Source organism: Streptomyces inhibens, from assembly GCF_003389455.1.
In the GTDB taxonomy this organism is placed as follows: Bacteria; Actinomycetota; Actinomycetes; order Streptomycetales; family Streptomycetaceae; genus Streptomyces; species Streptomyces inhibens.
Window position 1 is genome coordinate 1 of the sequence record NZ_QUAC01000460.1, and the last position, 20,884, is coordinate 20,884.

Below are 20,884 nucleotides of genomic sequence, written 5' to 3' on the forward strand. Positions count from 1 at the left end.
CAGGCCGACGCCCCGGCCCCGGAGCCCCCGCCACCCCCGTCAACGCCGCCGGCGCCCCGCTGCCGACCGTCGGGGCGCAGCGCCGGGCACACGAGAGCCGGCCGCATCACTGGTTCGCCCATCAGCTGGTGCTCACGCTCAGCGGGCAGCGGCCGGTGCACGCCCTGCTCGGGCATGCGCTGCCCGCCGCGTACGACCGGCTGGCCGAGCTCGCCCCGCAGGCTCCGCTGTGGCCGGCCCTGGGTCCGGACCGGCCGGGGACCGTCCCGACCGTGCGGGACTGCGGGCTGTGCCGGCCGCGCCGCGGCGTCATCGAGGCGTTCGCCCGGATCGCGGCGGGTGAACGGCTGCGGGCCCTCGCCTTCCGGCTGGAGCTGGGCGCCGACTCCCGGTGGCGCTGCGCCGCCCTGGACATCGGCCCCACCCCCGCCGTCCGGGCCCCGGCCTCATGACCACCCGACGCAAAGGCGCCCCGGCCGTTGAACGGCCGAGGCGCCCTCTGCTACGCGGCCCCGGCACCCCGTGCCGGATCACCGCTCACTGCTCACTTCTTACGGCGACGACCGCCGCTCTTCTGGGCCTTGCGGCGCTCCGCGCGGGTCAGCCCGTCCGCCTCGGAGCGGGCCGGGGTGCCGGCCTCGTCATCGCTGATGAAGTCACCCTCGACGACACTGCCCTCGCCGTCCACCTTGGGAGCGGAGAAGTGCAGCCGGTCCGGCCGCTGCGGCGCCTCCAGGCCCTTGGCGTGGATCTCCGGGCGCCCCGCACCGGCGGGCACGACGTCCTGCGCGGCCTTCTCCAGCGAGGGCTGCTCCGCCGCTTCCTCCACCGGAACCTCCTCGACCTGCTGCTCGACCTGGACCTCCAGGTTGAACAGGTAGCCGACGGACTCCTCCTTGATGCCCTCCATCATGGCGGTGAACATGTCGAAGCCCTCGCGCTGGTACTCGACCAGCGGGTCCTTCTGGGCCATCGCCCGCAGGCCGATGCCCTCCTGGAGGTAGTCCATCTCGTAGAGGTGCTCACGCCACTTGCGGTCCAGGACGGAGAGCACGACCCGGCGCTCCAGCTCGCGCATGACGTCCGAGCCGAGCTGCTCCTCACGGGCCGCGTACTGCTCGTGGATGTCGTCCTTGGCGGCCTCGGCGATGAACTCGGAGGTGATGCCCGCGCGGTCGCCGGCCTCCTCCTCCAGCTCCTCGACGGTGACCTTGACCGGGTAGAGCTGCTTGAACGCGCCCCACAGACGGTCCAGGTCCCACTCCTCGGCGAAGCCCTCGACCGTCTCCGCCTGGATGTAGGCGTCGATGGTGTCGTCCATGAAGTGCTTGATCTGCTCCTGCAGATCCTCGCCCTTCAGGACGCGGCGGCGCTCGCCGTAGATGACCTCACGCTGGCGGTTGAGCACCTCGTCGTACTTCAGGACGTTCTTACGCGTCTCGAAGTTCTGCTGCTCGACCTGCGACTGGGCGGAGGCGATCGCCCGGGTCACCATCTTGTTCTCGATCGGGACGTCGTCGGGGACATTGGCCATCGCCATGACCCGCTCGACCATCTGGGCCTTGAACAGCCGCATCAGGTCGTCGCCCAGGGAGAGGTAGAACCGCGACTCGCCGGGGTCGCCCTGACGGCCGGAGCGACCGCGCAGCTGGTTGTCGATCCGGCGCGACTCATGCCGCTCGGTGCCCAGCACATAGAGGCCGCCGAGCTCCTTGACCTCTTCGAACTCCGCCTTGACCGCGGCCTCGGCGCGCTCCAGGGCGGCGGGCAGCGCGGCCGCCCACTCCTCGACGTGCTCGACCGGGTCCAGGCCCATCTGGCGCAGCTCCGCCTCGGCGAGGTCGTCGGGGTTGCCGCCGAGCTTGATGTCCGTACCGCGGCCGGCCATGTTCGTGGCGACGGTCACGGAGCCCTTGCGGCCGGCCTGGGCGACGATCGACGCCTCCCGGTCGTGCTGCTTGGCGTTGAGGACCTCGTGCGGCACTCCGCGCTTGTTGAGCTGCTGGGAGAGGTACTCGGACTTCTCCACAGAGGTCGTGCCGACCAGGATCGGCTGGCCCTTGCCGTGCTTCTCGACGATGTCCTCGACGACCGCGTCGAACTTCGCGGTCTCGGTGCGGTAGATCAGGTCCGCCTGGTCCATGCGGACCATCGGGCGGTTCGTCGGGATCGGGACGACACCGAGCTTGTAGATCTGGTGGAACTCCGCGGCCTCGGTCATGGCCGTACCGGTCATGCCGGAGAGCTTGTCGTAGAGGCGGAAGAAGTTCTGCAGGGTGATCGTGGCGAGCGTCTGGTTCTCGTCCTTGATCTCCACCCCTTCCTTCGCCTCGATGGCCTGGTGCATGCCCTCGTTGTAGCGGCGGCCGGCGAGGATACGGCCGGTGTGCTCGTCGACGATCATGACTTCGCCGTCGATGACGACGTAGTCCTTGTCGTTCTTGAAGAGCTCCTTGGCCTTGATCGCGTTGTTGAGGTAACCGACGAGCGGGGTGTTCACCGACTCGTACAGGTTGTCGATGCCCAGCCAGTCCTCGACCTTGCTGACACCGGACTCGTGGATGCCGACGGTGCGCTTCTTCTCGTCGACGTCGTAGTCGCCGGTCTCCTCGATGCCGCGCTGCGGGTTGGCGGCCTCGCCCCGCTTCAGGCGCTGCACCAACTTGGCGAAGTCGCCGTACCACTTGGTGGCCGAGTCCGCCGGGCCGGAGATGATCAGCGGCGTACGGGCCTCGTCGACGAGGATCGAGTCGACCTCGTCGACGACCGCGAAGTTATGGCCCCGCTGAACGAGTTCGTCCTGCGACCAGGCCATGTTGTCACGCAGATAGTCGAAGCCGAACTCGTTGTTCGTGCCGTACGTGATGTCGCAGTTGTACTGCTCACGGCGCTGGGCCGGCGTCATGTCGGCGAGGATGCAACCGACCGACAGACCCAGGAACTTGTGGACGCGACCCATCATCTCGGAGTCGCGCTCGGCCAGATAGTCGTTGACCGTGATCAGGTGGACGCCCTTGCCGGACAGGGCGTTGAGGTACGTCGGGAGCGTACCGACCAGGGTCTTGCCCTCACCGGTCTTCATCTCGGCGACGTAGCCCATGTGAAGGGCCGCGCCGCCCATCAGCTGGACGTCGTAGTGCCGCTGGCCGAGCACCCGCTTGGCGGCCTCGCGGACGGTGGCGAACGCCTCGGGCATCAGGTCGTCCAGGCTCTCGCCGTCCGCGTACCGCGCTTTGTACTCGTCCGTGAGCGCCCGCAGCTCAGCGTCGGAGAGGGCCGCGAAGTCCTCCTCGATGGAGTTGACCTGGCCCGCGATGCGGTGCAGTTTGCGCAGGATCTTTCCTTCGCCTGCACGCATGATCTTCGTCAAGACGGACACTTGGGCTGGTCTCCTTGCCGGTCGGGCCTGCACGGTCGAGTGCGCGGGCGCGGCATTTTCCAAGGGGGCAGGCCCCGCCGCAACGGCCATCGTAAGGGAGGACGACGCCGGGCCGGGAGGTGCGCCGCAGCGAACCCCGCTATCCCCTCCTCACGTGAACGCACAAGGCCGCGAGAAGGTGCCGGGCAGGTGCCCCGAATCACGGCGAAAACCCTTCGCCACGCTCTTCGCGGCCTTGCAGACTCACCGCATGAAGCCCGTCACCCTCACCACCGAGCGCCTCGTGCTGCGGCCCTTCGAGCCCGCCGACGCGCCCGCGGTCCACGCCGCCTGCCAGGAACCGGACATCCCGCGCTGGACGAGCGTCCCCTCGCCGTACGGCCTCCAGGACGCGGAGCAGTTCGTCGGCACGGTCGTCCCCGAGGGCTGGCGCGACGACACCTCCTACCACCTCGCCGTCGTCACCAAGACGGACGGTTCCCTGGTCGGCGCGATGGGCCTGGTACGCCTCGCCCGGCTGCGCACCCCCGAGCGGCAGGCCGAGCTGGGCTACTGGACCGCCAAGGAGCACCGCGGCCAGGGGTACACCGTCGAGGCGGCCCGCGCGGTGGTGCACTGGGCGTTCCGTGATCTCGGGGTGGAGCGCATGGAGTGGCACGCGGAGGCCGGCAACGAAGGCTCCCGGGCGGTCGCCCGCAAGGTCGGCTTCCGGATGGAGGGCACCCTGCGCGCCAAGCTGCTGCGCCAGGGCACCCGCCGGGACGTCTGGATCGGCTCGCTGCTCCCCTCCGACCTGCCCGAGGGGTTCGAGGGGTTCGAACCGTCCGGCTCCACCGGCATGCCGGTCCCGGACGCGACGCCGTATCTGCCGTACCCCGGCTGAGCACCTCGGGCGGGCCCGGCACCGTCCCCACCAGCGGTCATGTGCAGGCCCGGGGCCGTTGTCAGTGCCCACCCCTACCCTTTCCCGCATGACCGCCGTGACACAGCTGACGCCGCTGCCGCAGCCCGTGACCACCCTGTCCCGCGACGACGCCCGGCGGACAGCGCTGCGGGCCCAGGGCCTGCTCGGCGCCCCGGACCGCCGGGCTGGCGTGCGCGGGGTGCTGCGGCATCTGGGCGCGGTGCAGCTGGACACGATCTCGGTGCTGGCCCGCTCCCATGAGCTGGTCCCGTACGCCCGCCTCGGCGCGGTCGGCCGCCTGGCCGTCGAGGCCGCCTACTGGAGCGCGAGTCCCGTCAGCGCGCCTGCGGCCCGGCCCCACAGCTTCGAATACTGGTCGCACGCCGCCTGCATCCTGCCCATCGAAGAGTGGCCGCACTTCGCCTTCCGCCGCCGCGCCCGGCGCGCCAGGGGCCACCGCTGGCACGTCATGGCGGACTCCGAGCGCTCCTGCGCCGCCGTCCTGGACCGGCTGAAGGCCGACGGCCCGCTGACCACGTCCGAACTGGGCGGCGGCAGGAACGGCGGAGAGTGGTGGGACTGGTCCGAGACCAAGATCGCGGTGGAGTGGCTGCTGGACACCGGCGAGGTGGTCTGTACGGAACGCCGCGCCTGGAAGCGCGTCTACGACCTCGCCGAGCGCGCCGTCCCGGACGACCTGCTCCATGACGATCTGGACGACGCCGAGTGCATCCGCCGGCTGGTCGCCCAGGCCGGCGCCGCCATGGGCGTGGCCACCCGCGCCGACCTGGCGGACTACCACCGTCTGAAGGGCGAGCAGGTCGACGCCGTCGTCGCGGACTCGGGTCTGGTCCCGGTCGAGGTCGAGGGCTGGGGCAAGCCCGCCTGGGCCGACCCGGCCGCGCTGGCCGCACCACCCCGTGGCCGGCACCGTACGACCCTGCTCTCGCCCTTCGACTCCCTCATCTGGGACCGGCCGCGCACGGAGCGGATCTTCGGCTTCACCCACCGCCTGGAGGCGTATGTCCCGCGTCCCAGGCGGATACACGGCTATTTCGCGATGCCGCTGCTGGCCGGCGGTCAGCTGGTGGGCCGGGTGGACCCGGCCCGCGAGGGCAGCACCCTCGTCGCCCGCCAGGTCTCGATGCAGGGCCCCAAGGCCGTCACCCCGATGGCCCAGGCCCTCCGGGAGGCCGCGACCTGGGTCGGCTGCGATTCCGTACGTGTCGAACGCTGCGACGACCCGAAACTGGCCGCCGCCCTGCGCACGGAACTCACCCACACGGGTGAATAGAAGGCGCCGGCAGACGACTCCGGGGGCTCGCTCACACGCCCCCGGACCCCCGGTTGTCCGGTCACCGGCCCGCCGTACCCCTCACGCACCGGCGCGCTCACTCACCGGATCTCGAGGATCTTCTCCCGCATCGCGTACACCACCGCCTCCATCCGGGAGTGCAGCTGCAGCTTCTCCAGGATGTTGCGGACGTGGTTCTTCACCGTGTTCTCGGAGATGAAGAGTTCCTTGGCGATATCGCGGTTGTTCATGCCCGTGGCGACCAGCTTGAGGACCTCCAGCTCACGGTCGGTGAGCCGGGGCGCGGGCACCAGCCTGCGCTCGTCCGTACGCTGGATCATCGACTTGAACTCCGTCAGGAGCTTGGACGCCATCGACGGGCTGATCTGCGACTGGCCGTCCGCGACGGCACGGATCGCGGTCGCCACCTCGTCGGTGGAGATCTCCTTGAGGAGGTAGCCGGTGGCTCCGGCCTTGATCGCGTCGTAGAGATCGGCCTCTTCGTCGCTGATCGTCAGCATGATGATCTTCGCGCTGGGAGCCACCTCCTTGATGGAGGTACACGCCTCGATACCGCCGCGCTTGGGCATCCGGACGTCCATCAGCACGATGTCGGGCAGCAGATCCGCGGCCTTGTCGACCGCCTCCGCACCGTCCCCCGCCTCGCCGACGACCTGGATGTCCTCTTCCTGGGCCAGCACGATCTCCAGACCGCGCCGGAAGAGTGCGTGATCGTCCACCACCAGGACCCGGATCGGCTCCTTGCGCGGCATGCTTACGGCCCGGCCGGCTCCGTCGTCGCCCCCGCCGCCGCTTTGGTCGTCGTCCGCGTCACCGCGCACGGGCCCGAAACTGTCCCCCATTGGTCCTCCCCGTCAACTACTCGGCCGAAAGGCCAGAGCTTGGAAATAAGGCTGGTTGACAACAGCCCCCTGCGGCCAGCCCGATCAATGCCATACGACCGTCTCCCCGGCATGTCGCCGTTTCGTGTCCACATACTCCCTGGCTGGCACAAACACTATACGGCTTCAACTCCTGCTATCTCCGGGCACGATGGTGCCCCCGGCGTACGCCGGGGGCACCGAGCGGGTGGGGTTCAGCCGCCCAGCGCGCCGCCTGCGCCGCCGGGCTCCTCCTCCCCGAACGAATCGGGGTTCAAGTGGATGACGCCGTAGTCGTATGCATGCCGCCGGTAGACGACACTCGGCAGCTTGGTGTCGGCGTCGACGAAGAGATAGAAGTCGTGTCCGACCAACTCCATCTCGTTGAGCGCCTGGTCGAGCGACATCGGTGCGGCGGCGTGGGTCTTCTCCCGGACGACCAGGGGCCCTTCACCCTGGACGTCGATCGATCCCATCCTCGTGGTCGGCACCTTCTGATCCGCTTCGGCGGCGAGTTCGCCGTTGGTGTTCAGGCTCGCGGCGTCGGGCACGGTGACGGCGACTTCGCTCGCCGGAATGCGACCGTTGCCGCGACGCGAGAAGCGCTTGTCGTGCTGCTTCCGCAGACGCGCCTCCAGCTTGGCGGTTGCCAGGTCCAGCGCGGCGTAGGGATCAGCTGCGGCCGCCTCGGCCCGGACCACCGGGCCACGGGAGCGGAGGGTGATCTCCACTCGGTCGGAACGGTCGGCCTGCCGCGGGTTGGGCTCCTTGGACACCTCGACGTCCAGGCTGATCACCTTGGCGTCGAGCTTCTGGACTTTGTCCAGCTTCAGCTTCTCGGCCACGTGCTTGCGGAACCGCTCGGGCACCTCGGTCTTGCGGCCCTTGACGACGATGTCCACGCAGAACTCCGTTCCCGGATCGCTCCGCTCATCCAGCGGGGCAATTCCTTCTTGCACCAGGCTCCGGTGGTTGCCGAAGCCTCGGACTTGGCGACTTTCACCTCCTCCTCCCCCGACGACAAGCTCTCCACTCCCCTGTTTTCAGGGTCGCTGCAAACGCCCCTGAACGCATTTATCGCGACATCCGAGGCAAAACGTCCGCCAAGTCCTCACAACCGAACATAGCTCTCCGGGACGGATGTCGGCACCCCCTCGGAGCGCTCAGCTCCGTTTGGGTGACCTTTCGTCCTCAACTACTTTCCACGGGGAATTCCTTTCCCCGGCCGGCCGGACGGTGCACCTCGTTTTCGAAAGCGGTGCTCGGCGCCGCCACGACCGCCGCACCGATCACCCTGCCGTCGGCCGCCGCGACAGCCCGTGCCGCCTCGGCGAGCGTGGCTCCCGTCGTCACCAGATCGTCCACCAGCACCACTGGCTGCCCCGCCAGCAGCCTCCGGGCCCCGCCAGGCACCTCCAGTGCACCCGCGACATTCGCCAGCCGCTGCCGGGCGCTCAGCCCCGCCTGATCGGCCACCGCACGGCGCTGCCGCAGCACCGCGAGCACCCGGGCGCCCGTCCCGGCCCGCCGCAGCTCGCCGGCCGCCGCCAGCGCGATCCTGCGCACGGGATCATGCCCCCGGCCGGCCACCGATCTTCGTGCCGACGGCACCGGCACCAGCAGCAGCGGCCCGCCAACGGCTCGCAGCCCCCGCACCGCCCCGGCCAGCACCGCCCCCAGCGGCCCGGCCAACCGCAACGCACCCCGCTCCTTGTGGGCCAGCAGCACCGCCCGCACCTCGTCGGCATACGGCGCACCCGCCCACACCCGAGGCAGCCCCGCCGGCCTCGGCCGCGGCCGCACCCGCCGCGCCCCGCGCCCGTCCCGCGCCAGCGCCCGACGGCACTCCACGCACAGCTCCGTACGCGGCCGACCACACCCCGCGCAGTCGACCGGCAGCATCAGACCGGCCAGTTCGCGCCACACCCCCTGCATGACTCCACTGTCCCGCCGTCCGCGCCCGGCCACCACCCCTGTGGATAACCACCGCCGCAGAGCCCCGGCAGGGACAACGGGCAGGGGGCACCGAGCACGGACACCGGCACCGCCACCGGGCACGGCCACACGGGGGCAGGCTTACAGGAGCGGACATACGGGTGGGACAAACGGGTGAGACTTCACCCGGCCGCCCCGCGGCGTCACCCGCGTCACCCGCGTCACCCGCGTCACCCGGGGTAGACCGGCGCCGTCCCGTCCTTCGCCACGGTCTTCCAGTTCGCGTCCGGAGGCAGCCGCACAATCCCCTCGGTGGCATCGGCGATCAGTGGCCTGGTCTCGTCCTCCGAGGCCGCCACCGCCTTGACGCCGTTGACACCCGGCAGCGTCTGCGCGTTGGAGGCCGAGCCGTCGGTCTCCATGAACTGCATCTGCTGGACCCCGCCGGACTCCCGCCCGACGACCACCAGCCGGCTGCCGCCCGCCCAGGACGCGGCCACCACGTCCTCCAGCTGCGGTGCGATCGGCCGGAGTTCCTGCACCGAAAGCACCGGATGCGCCGAACTGCCACCGCGCTCGACCCGGCCGAGCTGAAGCGTCGTACGCCCCTTGTCCTCCACCAGGACCGCGATCCGTATGCCGTCCGCGGCCACCTTGATCGCCTTGATCCGCCGCCCGCCGAGGCCGGGCACCGCAACCTCTTCGGGGTCGCCCTTGCCCTCGCGCATCCGCAGCAGCCGCGAACCGTGCGCATCGCGGTCCGCGATCCACAGATCGCCCAGACCGTCCCAGCTCGGCGCGGTCAGCCCCTCGTCGGCGTTCTTGGCCGAGCCGGCGCTGGTCAGCAGCGGATCACCGCGCTCGATGCCGTCCTCCAGGGCGGCCACATACAGGGACCGGCCGTCGCTCGACACCCCGGCCGCGGTGTTCTCGCCGCGCGAGATGGCGACCGAGCGCAGCGGGGTCCTGCCGGTGCCGAACGGCCCGCCCACCGGCGTCGGTTCGGTCGCCGAGTCCGACATGGCGACGACCTTGTGGTCGGCGTCGATGAAGTACTCCTTGGCGGGGCGCCCGGCGCGCGGGGACGGGGCGAAGTCGCGCTCGGCCTGCTCCTGGGACAGCGCACACAGCGAGTTGCCGCTGTTGTCCTGGAGCTCCACCTCTCTGATCTTCGAGGCCCGTGTCATGTCCTGGACGGTGAAGAAGAGCTGAGCCGCCATCTGCTTGCACTGGGCGGTGTCCGTGCTCACCGCCTGCTTGCTGAGCTTGACCCGCAGCGCATTGGAGTCGTCCAGCGCGAGATCACGTGTGGCGAGCCGGGTACCGGACGGGAACGCCGACGTCGTCACCTGGTTCAGCCAGTCGGTGGGCCCGGACAGCAACGCCTCCACACTCGCCGTGATCGGCTTTATCCGCTGCCGCAGATAGACCGGGTCCGCGACGAGCACATTCCGGCTGGCCTTGGGCTCCTCCGACTCCGACTTGTAGGAGGCGAAGTAGTACTTGTTGACGGAGCGGTAGATGCGCTGGAAGTCGGACAGCCCCAGCACCAGGCCGTTGGGCAGCCGGTCGATACGCCACTGGCCCCCCTCCTTGATGAGGTGGATGGCCTGGCGGTACGGCTTCTCCTCCGGGGTGTAGGCGTGGTTGTCGTCCACCGTCGCCACCTGGATGCCGGAGAGCGAGACCGTGTAGCCGTTCACGTCCTCGCGGTTGGGCTGCACCTGTGGCTCGGACTTCGGGCGCTCCTGGAGCACCTTGGTGGCCTGGAACGGCCGCCAGGTGCGCTTCGCCGACTTGGCCAGATACTGGGTGGCCGTACGGAAATCCGCCTCGTCGCTGGTCGTCGCGTCGAGGAAGCTGCGCACGATGTTGGTCGGCTGCGCACCGTCCTGCGGGGGTACGCCGTAGACCCGCACCTGCGAGTCGCCTTCGGCGCGCGGCGACTGGTCGACCGCCGTGACCTCTCCGCTGTCCGGCATCGACGCACACCCGGCCAGCAGCGCCGCCGCACAGCCGAGCAGGACGATCGTCCGCGCCGGCCCGGCTCCCCTACGGGTCCGCTTACGGGACGTGGTCCCCACCCCGCGCTCGCTTCCGCGCTCAGTGTCCACGCAGCCCGCCTTCCCGATCCACGCCCCGTCCGGCGTCCTGCTCGGCCCCGTCGCGCAGGGCTCCGCCGCCCACGGCACCATCGGCGCCCGGACCGTCGGCGGCCGTGGTCTCACGGACCGGTTCGTCGATGCGCGCACTCTCGTCACGCGCCGCCCCTTCGCTCCGTACGCCCCCGCTCTGCGGCATCACACGGGCGCCATGGCCGGGCAGCGCCGCCGGATCGGCCGCCGTCCGGGCCAGGTCACGCGGCTCCGAGGGGAGCGGCTCCGCGCCCGCCTGCGGGGCACGCGCCTGGACCGGGATCGTGGACGCCTTGCGGCCCGCACCGGCGCGCGGCTGGCCCGCCTCGTCCAGTCCGCGGTTACGTCGCGAGTCCTCCGGCTCCAGAGGTATCGGGGACCCGCGCAGCGCCTCGCCGGCCGTACGGGGCAGCGTCAGCCGGAACTGCGAGCCGCCGCCCGGCTCGCCCCAGGCCTGCAGCCAGCCGCCGTGCAGCCGGGCATCCTCGACGGCGATGGACAGGCCGAGGCCCGTACCGCCGGTCGTACGGGCCCGGGCCGGGTCCGCGCGCCAGAAACGGTTGAAGACCCGTGTGGCCTCGCCCGGCTTGAGTCCGACGCCGTAGTCACGCACCGCCACGGCCACCGCGCCGCCGCTCCGGCTGCCCGCGGAGGCGAGCCGCACCACCACGTCCCGCCCCTCACCGTGCTCGACGGCGTTGACCACGAGATTGCGCAGCACCCGCTCCACCCGGCGGGTGTCGGCCTCGGCTATGACGGGCTGCTCGGCGCCGCGCACGAGAATGCGGGTGCCCTTGCGCTCGGCGAGCGGCTCGGCGCCCTCGATGACGCGGTGCACCACATCGCGCAGGTCTATCGGCTCGGCCTCCAGCGCGGCCGCGCCGGCGTCGAACCGGCTGATCTCCAGCAGCTCCGCGAGCAGCGATTCGAAGCGGTCGAGCTGGCCCCACAGCAGCTCGGCGGAGCGTGCCGTGGCGGGGTCGAACTCGTCGCGCGCGTCATGGATGACATCGGCCGCCATCCTGACGGTCGTCAGCGGCGTACGCAGCTCGTGCGAGACGTCCGAGACGAAGCGGCGCTGCATCCGGGACAGCTCCTCGAGCTGCTGGATCTTGACCTGGAGGTTCTGCGCCATCTTGTTGAAGGACTCGCCGAGCCGGGCGATGTCGTCCTCGCCGGTGACCTTCATCCGCTCCTGGAGGAGGCCGGCGGCCAGCCGCTCGGAGATCCCGGCGGCCATCCGTACGGGCGTGACGACCTGCCGGACCACCAGCCAGGCGATCGCGCCGAGCAGGATCACGACGAACACCCCGGCCGTCGCGAGCGTCCCCGTCACGAGCTTGAGCGACTCCGCTTCCTGGCTGAACGGGAAGAGGTAGTAGAGCTGGTACTGGTTGCTGTTCACATCGTTGAGCCGCTTGCCGATGATCAGCGCCGGCACCCCGTCGTCCGACCCGATGCGCTTGATCTGGGTGTACTGACGGAACGTCCCGGATTTGGTGTCCAGCTTCCGCCGCAGCTCGGCGGGCACGCTCCGCTCAGGGTCGACATCGCCGGAGGCGCGCGGCCCGCGGGTGCCGGGGCTGGAATCACCGAACGGTTCGTCGGAGTCGGAGCTGAGAGCCACGACCGAGAACACGCCCTGCCCGCCACTGGCGAGCTGTTCGACCAGGCCGGTCAGCCAGGTCGCGGAGTCCTGGGTGCCTCGATTTCCGGTGCGGGCGCCGTCGTCGGTCCGGGTGCCATCGGCACCGTCGGCCATCTTCTGGGCGACGCCGAAGCCGCCCACGGCCTGGCTCTGCGCGGCCTGCGCCTTGGCCGTGAGCAGGCCGTTACGGACCTGTCCGACGACCACGACACCGAGCAGCAGCACCACGGCGAGCGACATCAGCAGTGTGGTCGCCACCACGCGCAGCTGGATGTTGCGCCGCCACAGCCGCAGGGCAGGCAGCAGCGGCCGCCGCACCCAGCGGCTGAAGAGCCGCAGCAGGGGGTGGACCGGCCCGCTCACCGCGCCGTCGGGCAGCAATTGCCCACCGCGCAGCAATCGAGCAATCAAACGCCCCGAAAAGGACATATCACCCGCCGGGCCGACGGTACGCCCCCGCTTTCCCTCCGGGGCCGAACCGTCCCGGATCATCTCAGCTCGGCCCGGCCTTGTAGCCGACCCCGCGCACGGTCACCACGATCTCCGGCCGCTCCGGGTCCCGCTCGACCTTGGAGCGCAGCCGCTGCACGTGGACGTTGACCAGCCGGGTGTCGGCGGCGTGCCGATAGCCCCAGACCTGCTCGAGCAGCACCTCACGCGTGAACACCTGCCACGGCTTACGTGCCAGCGCCACCAGCAGATCGAACTCCAGCGGGGTCAGCGCGATCGACTGCCCGTCCCGCTTCACCGAGTGACCCGCCACATCGATGACCAGGTCACCGATCGCCAGCTGCTCGGGCGTGGGTTCCTCCGAACGCCGCAGCCGGGCGCGGATCCGGGCCACGAGCTCCTTGGGCTTGAACGGTTTGACGATGTAGTCGTCGGCGCCCGATTCGAGCCCGACCACCACATCCACCGTGTCGCTCTTGGCGGTCAGCATGACGATCGGGACGCCGGACTCTCCCCGGATCAGCCGGCACACCTCGATACCGTCCCGGCCGGGCAGCATCAGATCGAGCAGGACAAGATCGGGCTTGGTCTCGCGGAAGGCAGCCAGGGCCTTGTCACCGTCCGACACGAACGACGGTTCAAAGCCTTCGCCGCGCAGAACGATGCCAAGCATCTCTGCCAGTGCGGTGTCGTCGTCGACGACCAGGACGCGTCCCTTCATTCGGCCATCATCCCATTACCTGATCGTGACTTACTCCATCGTGACGTGGAACACACCTCTGCAAGCCCGTCCCGGGTGACCGGCGAGACCACTCCGGCCTCCGTCACGATCGCCGTCACCAGCTCCGGCGGAGTGACGTCGAAGGCCGGGTTGTAGGCCTGCGCGCCCAAAGGCGCCACCGGTATGCCCGTCCCCGCCTCCGCCCCGGCGCCCCGCACAAACGGCAAAGAGAACTCCGTCACTTCTTGGCCCGGACGCTGCTCCACCTCGATATCCGCCCCCTCCTGGGTCTCCAGATCCACCGTGCTGATCGGTGCCACCACCACGAACGGAACGTGGTGGTACCGCGCCAGCACCGCCAGCGGATAACTGCCCACCTTGTTGGCGACCGCACCGTCCGCCGCGATCCGGTCCGCACCGATCAGCACCGCGTCCACCTCACCCCCGGCGAACAGCGACCCCGCGGCACCGTCCGACAGCACCGTGTACGCCATCCCCGCCCGCGCCGCCTCGTAAGCGGTCAGCCGCGCCCCCTGCAACAGGGGCCGCGTCTCGTCCACCCACAGCCGGCGCAGCTCACCGGCCCGGTGCGCCGCCAGCGCCACCGCCAGGGCGGTGCCCTCGCCCCCGGACACCAGCGCCCCCGTATTGCAGTGCGTGAGGATCCGGTGGCCACCACCCGGCAGCAGCTCGCCCAGCAGCGCCAGACCGTGCTCCGCCATCCGCGCGCTGGCCTCGACATCCTCGGCATGCACGGCCCGCGCCTCGGCCAGCGCCGCCGCAGCAGCCACCTGAGCACCGGCCCCGGCCGCCACCGCCGCCCGATACGCAGCCGCGGCCCGGCGCACGCCGTACCCCAGATTGACCGCGGTCGGCCGGGCCTGCGCCAGAGCCGCCACCGCCTCCTCCACATCAAAGCCCCGCGCCGCGGCCAGCGCGACGCCATAGGCACCGGCGATGCCCAGCAGCGGCGCCCCCCGCACAGCCAGCGTCCGGATCGCCTGCACCAGCGCCGGTACGTCCGTGCAGACCAGCTCGACCTCCTCGGCCGGCAGCCGGGTCTGATCAAGGAGGACCACGACGGGCCCCTCGGGCGGCTCCTCCCAACGCAACGACGGGATGGCAAGCGCTCCGGCGCCCGCCTCGGATACCTCGTAGTGATCGCCCATTCACTCAGTCTGCCGCCGACAGCCCCTCGAACAGAAGCTCCCCTCACCCTCAGGGCACCGGTACACAACGCCTGGCGCCATGACACGATGACTGCCACCGCGGACCCCGGACCCCGGCCGCCCCGGCGGACGGGCAGCAAGAAGGAGCGACGATGAACAACTCTCCGGGCTGGGCCTCGCCCGGATCCACTCCCTCCGACGAGCCGGGCCGCGGCACTCAGGAGCAGCCCAGTCAGCCCTCCACCCCGGAGGAACAGCCCGGCCCGGCCGAGCAGCCGTCCCCGCCGAACTGGTCCAAGGAACAGCCGCCCGCCGGCCAGTGGTCGGCCCCCGCCGGCATCCCCAGCCAGAGCGGCCCCCAGGGGCGGAGCGGCCGAGGCGCCGACGACCGCACCCGTGCCTCGTCGTCCGGCTCCGGCCGGCCCGGCTGGGGCAGCCCGCAGGGCCCTGGAAGTCAGCCCCCCTGGGGCGGCAGCTGGGCCCCGGCACCGCAGGCCGCCAAGCCCGGCGTCATTCCGCTGCGCCCGCTCGCCATCGGCGAGATCCTCGACGGCGCGGTCGCCACCATGCGCGCCCACTGGCGCACCGTCCTCGGCATCTCGCTGATCGTCGCGGTCGTCTCGCAGACCGCCGTCACCATCGTCACCGGACTGTGGTTCCAGGACGCCGGCCGCGCACCCGCCCTGTCGAACGGCAACGTCCCGCCCCTCCGCAGCACCATGCGCGAGCTCGGCAACTCGCTCGCCGGCACCGCCCTCACTTCGGCGATAGGCCTGCTCGCCACCATCATCGCCACCGGACTGCTGACCATGGTCGTCAGCCGTGCCGTCCTGGGCCGCTCGGTGACCGCCGGGGAAGCCTGGCACGACGCCCGCGCCCAACTCCCCCGCCTGCTCGGCCTGCTCGTACTGCTCCCCCTGATCGTCACAGCCATATTCGCCGTCGGCGTGGCTCCCGGCGTCATCCTCACCGCCACGGGCACGCTGGACATGGGCCTGGTCCTCGCTCTGTTCGGCGGACTGGCGGCCACCATCGTGAGCATCTGGCTGTGGGTCCGCTACAGCCTCGCCTCCCCCGCGCTGATGCTGGAGAAGCAGGGCGTCATCGCGTCCATGCGCCGCTCCGCGAAGCTCGTACGGGGCTCCTGGTGGCGGGTGCTGGGCGCGCAGTTGCTCGCCTATCTCCTGATCGCCATCGTCGAGTTCATCATCCAGATCCCGGCCACCCTCATCGCCTTCCTCATCGGCGGCGAGAGCCTCATGGACTGGGCGAACGGCACCAGCAACAGCACCGGCTGGTCGTTCCTGATCGTGCTGGGCATCGGCGCCGTCATCAGCTCCACCATCACCTTCCCGATCAGCGCCGGCGTCACCGCGCTCCTCTACATGGACCAGCGCATCCGCCGCGAGGCGCTCGACCTCGAACTCGCCCGCGCCGCTGGCCTCCCCGGCTACGGCGCCGACGCCCCCACCGCCGGCCCGGCCACGCCCGCCCCCGCAGCCCAGGACCCGACCGCCACCGACGCGCCAGCAACAGCCGCCCCGAACACCGCTGACACACCTGCAGACCAGGCGAAGGCGGACCACACCGCGACAACCGGCAACGAGGCAGACGGTCCCGGGCAACGCCCCACCGACACCGCACCAGGAAGCTGATGCGGTGACCACAGGGGGGAACATGGCCGCGCTCGGACGACTCATAGCGCGTTCCGACGACGACATACCGGTACGGACTCCTCGCCTCCCCGCCCGCGAGGCGGCCGAGCGCGAACTGTCCGATCCCCGGTACCACCAGCACGACCCCAACCCGCTCCAGCGAGCCCTTGATTGGCTCTGGGAACGCGTCGACGAACTCTTCCGCGCGGCCTCCGGCGCCACCCCCGGCGGCTGGATCGGGCTCCTGGCCATCGCCGCATTCGTCCTGCTGCTGGCCGTCGCGCTTCGCCTGCGGCTCGGCGCGGTGCGCCGCACTCCGACCACCGGCGGCGCACTCTTCGCCGACACCCCCCGCACCGCCGCCGAACACCGAGCCTCAGCCGACCGGCACGCCTCCGAGGGCCGCTGGAACCAGGCGATCCAGGACCGCATGCGCGCCCTCGTCCTCGCCCTCGAAGAACGCGCCCTGCTCACCCCCGGCCCGGGCCGCACCGCCGACGAGGCCGCCACCGAAGCAGGCCGGACGCTCCCCCTGCATGCCGACCAACTGCGCACCGCGGCCCGCACCTTCGACGACGTCACATACGGCGGCCGCGCCGGTACGGAAGAGGCGTACACCCTCCTGGCCCACCTCGACACCGACCTGCAGCAGGCCAAGCCCGACCTGGCCGCCACCCGGACCAGGAGCCGCTGATGACCACGGCCACTCCGGACACCCCCGCGCTCACCCCCACCGCTCGCCGGCTGTGGACCCGGTCCCGCGGACCGCTGCTCGCGCTCCTCCTGCTCGTCGTCAGCGGTGTGGTCCTCGCCGCTCTGCAGTCCGGCGAACAGCACGGCCGGCTCGACCCCCGCTCCGCCGACCGGGCCGGAAGCCGGGCAATCGCCCAACTCCTGGCCTCCCACGGCGTCTCCACGCACGTCGTGACCGCCTCCGAGGAAGCCGCCGCCGCGGCCGGCCCCGACACCACCCTGCTCATCACCGATCCCGACGTGCTGACGCAAGATCAGCTGACGGGCCTGCACACCGCGACCGCACACACCCCCGGCCGCACCGTCCTGCTCGCCCCCGGCACCCCGGCCCTCGAAAGCTTCGCGCCCGGCGTTCTGATGGAACCCCCGGTCCGCATCTCCGCACGCCGGCCCGCCTGTTCCCTGCCCGACGCCCGTCGCGCGGGCAGTGCCCTCCTCGGCGGCCTCCGCTACACCTCGCCCACCGACAGCGCCGACCGGTGCTACCCCAGCGGCGGCCTGCCCACCCTGCTGCGTCTGCCGGCCCCCGATGCCGGCCGCGACACCGTGCTCCTCGGCTCCCCCGATCTCCTCTACAACCACCACCTCGCCGAGCACGGCAACGCCTCGCTGGCCCTTCAACTCCTCGGTACGCACAAGCATCTGGTCTGGTACCTCCCCTCCGTGAGCGACCCGTCATCCGCCCATGACGACCAGCGCGGTTTCCTCGACCTGATCCCCTCCGGCTGGCGCTGGGCCCTGCTCCAACTCGCCTTCGCCGCCGTATTCGCAGCCCTCTGGCGTGCCCGCCGACTCGGCCCGCTGGTGCCGGAAAGGCTTCCTGTCACCGTCCCGGCCGCCGAGACCACCGAAGGCCACGCCCGCCTCTACGAGCAGGCCAACGCCCGCGACCGGGCTTCGGCCGTACTGCGCTCCGCGACCCGCACCCGGCTCGCCCCCCTCCTCGGCGTGTCCCCCACTCACGCCCACACCCCCGACCTCCTACTCCCGGCCCTCCACACCCACTTGGCCTCCGTCCCTGACGCCTCGGCAGATCTCCACACCCTGCTCTTCGGCCCGGCTCCCACGGACGACAAGGCCTTGGTACATCTGGCCGACCAACTCGACGAACTCGAATCCTCGATCGTTTCCCCAGAGAGGCACGCCCCCCGTGAGCACCCCGACCGCTGACAGCGCCCGAGCCTCCCTCGAGGACCTGCGCACCGAGATAGCCAAGGCCGTCGTAGGCCAGGACCCCACCGTCACCGGCCTGGTCGTCGCACTCCTCTGCCGCGGTCATGTACTCCTCGAAGGCGCCCCCGGCGTCGCCAAGACCCTGCTCGTACGCGCCCTCTCGGCCGCCCTCGAACTCGACACCAAGCGCGTCCAGTTCACCCCCGACCTGATGCCGAGCGATGTCACCGGTTCACTGGTCTACGACGCCCGCAGCTCCGAGTTCTCCTTCCAGCCGGGCCCCGTCTTCACCAACCTCCTCCTCGCCGACGAGATCAACCGCACGCCTCCCAAGACCCAGGCATCCCTGCTCGAAGCGATGGAAGAGCGTCAGGTGACGGTCGACGGCACACCCCGTCCCCTCCCTGAGCCATTTCTGGTTGCCGCCACGCAGAACCCCGTGGAATACGAGGGCACTTACCCGCTCCCCGAAGCCCAGCTCGACCGGTTCCTGCTGAAGCTGACGGTTCCGCTCCCCGCCCGCCACGACGAGATAGACATCCTCACCCGTCACGCGGCCGGCTTCAGCCCCCGCGATCTCAGCGCCGCAGGACTACGCCCCGTCGCCTCCACCGCCGACCTCGACGCGGCGCGGGACGCGGTCGCCAAGACCGCCGTCTCCCCCGAAGTCACCGGCTATATCGTCGATATCTGCCGTGCCACCCGCGAATCCCCCTCGCTCTCTCTCGGCGTCTCCCCCCGAGGCGCCACCGCCCTGCTCTCCACTTCACGAGCCTGGGCCTGGCTCACCGGCCGCGACTATGTCACCCCCGACGACGTCAAGGCCCTTGCTCTTCCCACCCTTCGTCATCGCATTCAGCTCCGCCCCGAAGCGGAGATGGAAGGAGTCACCGCAGACTCCGTGATCAACGCCGTACTCGCTCATCTCCCCGTTCCCCGCTGAGACGACACCGTGGCCCTCACCGGACGCACCGCCCTCATCTCCGCACTCGGAGCCCTCTTCGTCGGCTTCGTGCTGCCCAGCTGGCTCGGCATCCTCGCCGTCCAACTCGCCTTGCTGATAGCAATCTTGTGCGATCTCGCGCTCGCCGCGCCAGTGCGAAAGCTCCATTTCACCCGAACCGGTGACACAACTGTTCGACTAACAGGCGAAGCCCACACACACCTCACCCTCACCAACTCGAGCCGCCGAACGCTGCGCGCCCAGATCCGCGACGCCTGGCCCCCGAGCACCTTCCACCCCGGCTCGGACATCCCCGCATCCCGTCACACCGCACGCATCCCCGCCGCCGAACGCCGCCGCTTCACCACCACGCTCCACCCCACGCGCCGCGGCGACCACCACGCAGTCCGCGTCACCGTCCGCTCCTTCGGCCCGCTCGGCCTGGCAGCCCGGCAGGGAAGTCACCACCTGCCGTGGACACTGCGTGTGCTGCCGCCGTTCACCAGCCGCAAGCACCTCCCCGCCAAGCTCGCCCGCCTCCGCGAACTCGACGGCCGCACCAGCATCCTGACCCGCGGCGAAGGCACCGAATTCGACAGCCTCCGCGACTACACCCCCGGCGACGACACCCGCTCCATCGACTGGCGCGCCACCGCCCGACGGCAGAACCTCGCCGTCCGCACCTGGCGCCCCGAACGCGACCGCCGCATCCTGCTCGTCCTGGAAACCGGCCGCACCTCGGCCGGCCGCGTCGGCGACATCCCCCGCCTCGACGCCTCCATGGACGCCGCCCTGCTGCTCGGCGCCCTCGCCGCCCGCGCCGGCGACCGCGTGGACCTGCTCGCCTACGACCGCCGCGTCCGCGCTTCCGTACAGGGCCGCGCCGCCCGCGATCTCCTCCCGGCTCTGACCGATGCCCTGGCACCCCTCGAATCCGAACTCGTCGAGGCGGACGCCCGCGGCCTGGCCGCCACCATCCACCGCCGCACCCCGCGCCGGTCCCTCATCGTGCTCTTCACCGGCCTGGACGCGGCCCCCGTCGAGGAGGCCCTCCTGCCCGTCCTCCCCAGCCTCACCCAACGCAACGAACTCATCGTCGCGGCCGTCGCCGATCCCCGCATCGAGGAAATGGCCGCCGGCCGCCACACCCCCCAGGCCGTCTACGCAGCAGCTGCCGCGGAGCAAACCCGCGCCGCCCGCCGCCGCACTGCAGACCGCCTCCGCCACCACGGCATCACCGTCATCGACTCCCCCCCGGCCCACCTGGCCCCCGACCTGGCCGACGCCTACCTCACCCTGAAGTCCACCGGCCGGCTGTAACGACCACAATTCCCACCCGCCGCTCAGAGACACGGGACGTAGGGACGTAGGGACGTAGGGACGTAGGGACTTAGCAGGTTCCCAACGGCACCAGCCCTATAAGCCGCCGGCCACCGCTGCCCCCTCCCACTGCAGTCACCACCCCACGATCGGCCACTGGCACACATCCAAGGGCGTCCTGGCCACCGCGCAACTGTCGGGACCATCCCGCTCAACAGCAGCACCATTCTTCGGATCAGCCGCCGCCCACCTCATCGGTACGAACCCAGCGCCCCCGATAGAAAACCCCGGCCCCCGCACCGCTACGCAACGTCCGCCGTTGGTAGAACTCGTCCGGCTGGCGGAGGGCTCCTTCAAAGGTCTCATCAGCACCCCAGCGCCCGATCCCGCCGGCCGGAACTCAGGTACAGGTGTTCCGGTGTTCCTGGCCTCAAACGCAGGAAAGCCCCGCACCATAAGGTGCGGGGCTTCCCCACAATGATTGTTCGGCGGCGTCCTACTCTCCCACAGGGTCCCCCCTGCAG

General features: G+C 70.9%; 16 protein-coding genes. 8 read left to right on the forward strand and 8 right to left on the reverse strand.

What is annotated here, in order from left to right:
* A partial coding sequence (locus DY245_RS39685; protein ID WP_244943548.1) for an Rv3235 family protein occupies positions 1–452 on the forward strand: 452 nt, incomplete at its 5' end.
* 92 nt (positions 453–544) lie between these two features.
* On the opposite strand, the gene secA is transcribed toward DY245_RS39685, so the two are convergent.
* A complete protein-coding gene (secA, locus tag DY245_RS39690; RefSeq protein ID WP_128511964.1) occupies positions 545–3,379 on the reverse strand; it encodes a preprotein translocase subunit SecA in 2,835 nt (944 codons plus the stop codon).
* Between the two features lie 250 nt (positions 3,380–3,629).
* On the opposite strand from secA, the gene DY245_RS39695 reads away from it, so the two are divergent.
* Both DY245_RS39695 and DY245_RS39700 read left to right on the forward strand, forming a co-directional pair.
* Complete coding sequence (locus DY245_RS39695) at positions 3,630–4,262, forward strand: GNAT family N-acetyltransferase (protein ID WP_128511965.1); 633 nt, start codon at positions 3,630–3,632, stop codon at positions 4,260–4,262.
* A gap of 88 nt (positions 4,263–4,350) precedes the next feature.
* On the forward strand, positions 4,351–5,577 hold the full coding sequence (locus tag DY245_RS39700) for a winged helix-turn-helix domain-containing protein (protein ID WP_128511966.1): 1,227 nt from the start codon (positions 4,351–4,353) through the stop codon (positions 5,575–5,577).
* A 101-nt stretch (positions 5,578–5,678) separates the two neighbouring features.
* Here DY245_RS39700 and DY245_RS39705 read toward each other — a convergent pair whose 3' ends face one another.
* The 7 genes from DY245_RS39705 to mtnA form a co-directional block, all read right to left on the reverse strand.
* On the reverse strand, positions 5,679–6,440 hold the full coding sequence (locus tag DY245_RS39705) for a response regulator (RefSeq protein WP_128511967.1): 762 nt from the start codon (positions 6,438–6,440) through the stop codon (positions 5,679–5,681).
* A gap of 233 nt (positions 6,441–6,673) precedes the next feature.
* Positions 6,674–7,360, reverse strand: coding sequence for a ribosome hibernation-promoting factor, HPF/YfiA family (hpf, locus tag DY245_RS39710; protein WP_128511968.1), 687 nt, complete (start codon positions 7,358–7,360; stop codon positions 6,674–6,676).
* 289 nt (positions 7,361–7,649) lie between these two features.
* Positions 7,650–8,393, reverse strand: a complete 744-nt coding sequence (locus DY245_RS39720; protein WP_128511970.1) for a ComF family protein — start codon at positions 8,391–8,393, stop codon at positions 7,650–7,652.
* Positions 8,394–8,623: 230 nt separating this feature from the next.
* Entirely contained in the window at positions 8,624–10,507 is a 1,884-nt protein-coding gene (locus DY245_RS39725; RefSeq protein ID WP_425329509.1) for an LpqB family beta-propeller domain-containing protein, read from the reverse strand.
* Positions 10,497–12,668: an MtrAB system histidine kinase MtrB gene (gene mtrB / locus DY245_RS39730; RefSeq protein ID WP_342354259.1), complete on the reverse strand. Its 2,172-nt coding sequence runs from the start codon at positions 12,666–12,668 to the stop codon at positions 10,497–10,499. The genes DY245_RS39725 and mtrB overlap by 11 nt, the downstream gene beginning before the upstream one ends.
* Before the next feature lies 1 nt (position 12,669).
* On the reverse strand, positions 12,670–13,347 hold the full coding sequence (gene mtrA, locus DY245_RS39735) for a two-component system response regulator MtrA (RefSeq protein ID WP_128511972.1): 678 nt from the start codon (positions 13,345–13,347) through the stop codon (positions 12,670–12,672).
* Positions 13,344–14,516, reverse strand: coding sequence for an S-methyl-5-thioribose-1-phosphate isomerase (mtnA, locus tag DY245_RS39740; protein ID WP_128511973.1), 1,173 nt, complete (start codon positions 14,514–14,516; stop codon positions 13,344–13,346). The genes mtrA and mtnA overlap by 4 nt, the downstream gene beginning before the upstream one ends.
* 152 nt (positions 14,517–14,668) lie before the next feature.
* On the opposite strand from mtnA, the gene DY245_RS39745 reads away from it, so the two are divergent.
* Genes DY245_RS39745 through DY245_RS39765 form a run of 5 tightly spaced genes read left to right on the forward strand, consistent with a single transcriptional unit; the run spans position 14,669 to position 20,360 of the window.
* A complete protein-coding gene (locus DY245_RS39745) occupies positions 14,669–16,171 on the forward strand; it encodes a DUF7847 domain-containing protein (protein WP_244943549.1) in 1,503 nt (500 codons plus the stop codon).
* A 22-nt stretch (positions 16,172–16,193) separates the two neighbouring features.
* Positions 16,194–16,865, forward strand: coding sequence for a DUF4129 domain-containing protein (locus DY245_RS39750; protein WP_128511979.1), 672 nt, complete (start codon positions 16,194–16,196; stop codon positions 16,863–16,865).
* Positions 16,865–18,094: a DUF4350 domain-containing protein gene (locus DY245_RS39755; protein ID WP_128511974.1), complete on the forward strand. Its 1,230-nt coding sequence runs from the start codon at positions 16,865–16,867 to the stop codon at positions 18,092–18,094. The genes DY245_RS39750 and DY245_RS39755 overlap by 1 nt, the downstream gene beginning before the upstream one ends.
* Positions 18,075–19,040 carry an AAA family ATPase gene (locus DY245_RS39760; RefSeq protein WP_128511975.1) on the forward strand — a complete coding sequence of 322 codons (966 nt, stop codon included), beginning with the start codon at positions 18,075–18,077 and terminating at the stop codon, positions 19,038–19,040. The genes DY245_RS39755 and DY245_RS39760 overlap by 20 nt, the downstream gene beginning before the upstream one ends.
* 9 nt (positions 19,041–19,049) lie before the next feature.
* Positions 19,050–20,360: a DUF58 domain-containing protein gene (locus tag DY245_RS39765; protein ID WP_128511976.1), complete on the forward strand. Its 1,311-nt coding sequence runs from the start codon at positions 19,050–19,052 to the stop codon at positions 20,358–20,360.
* Positions 20,361–20,884 lie beyond the last annotated feature (524 nt).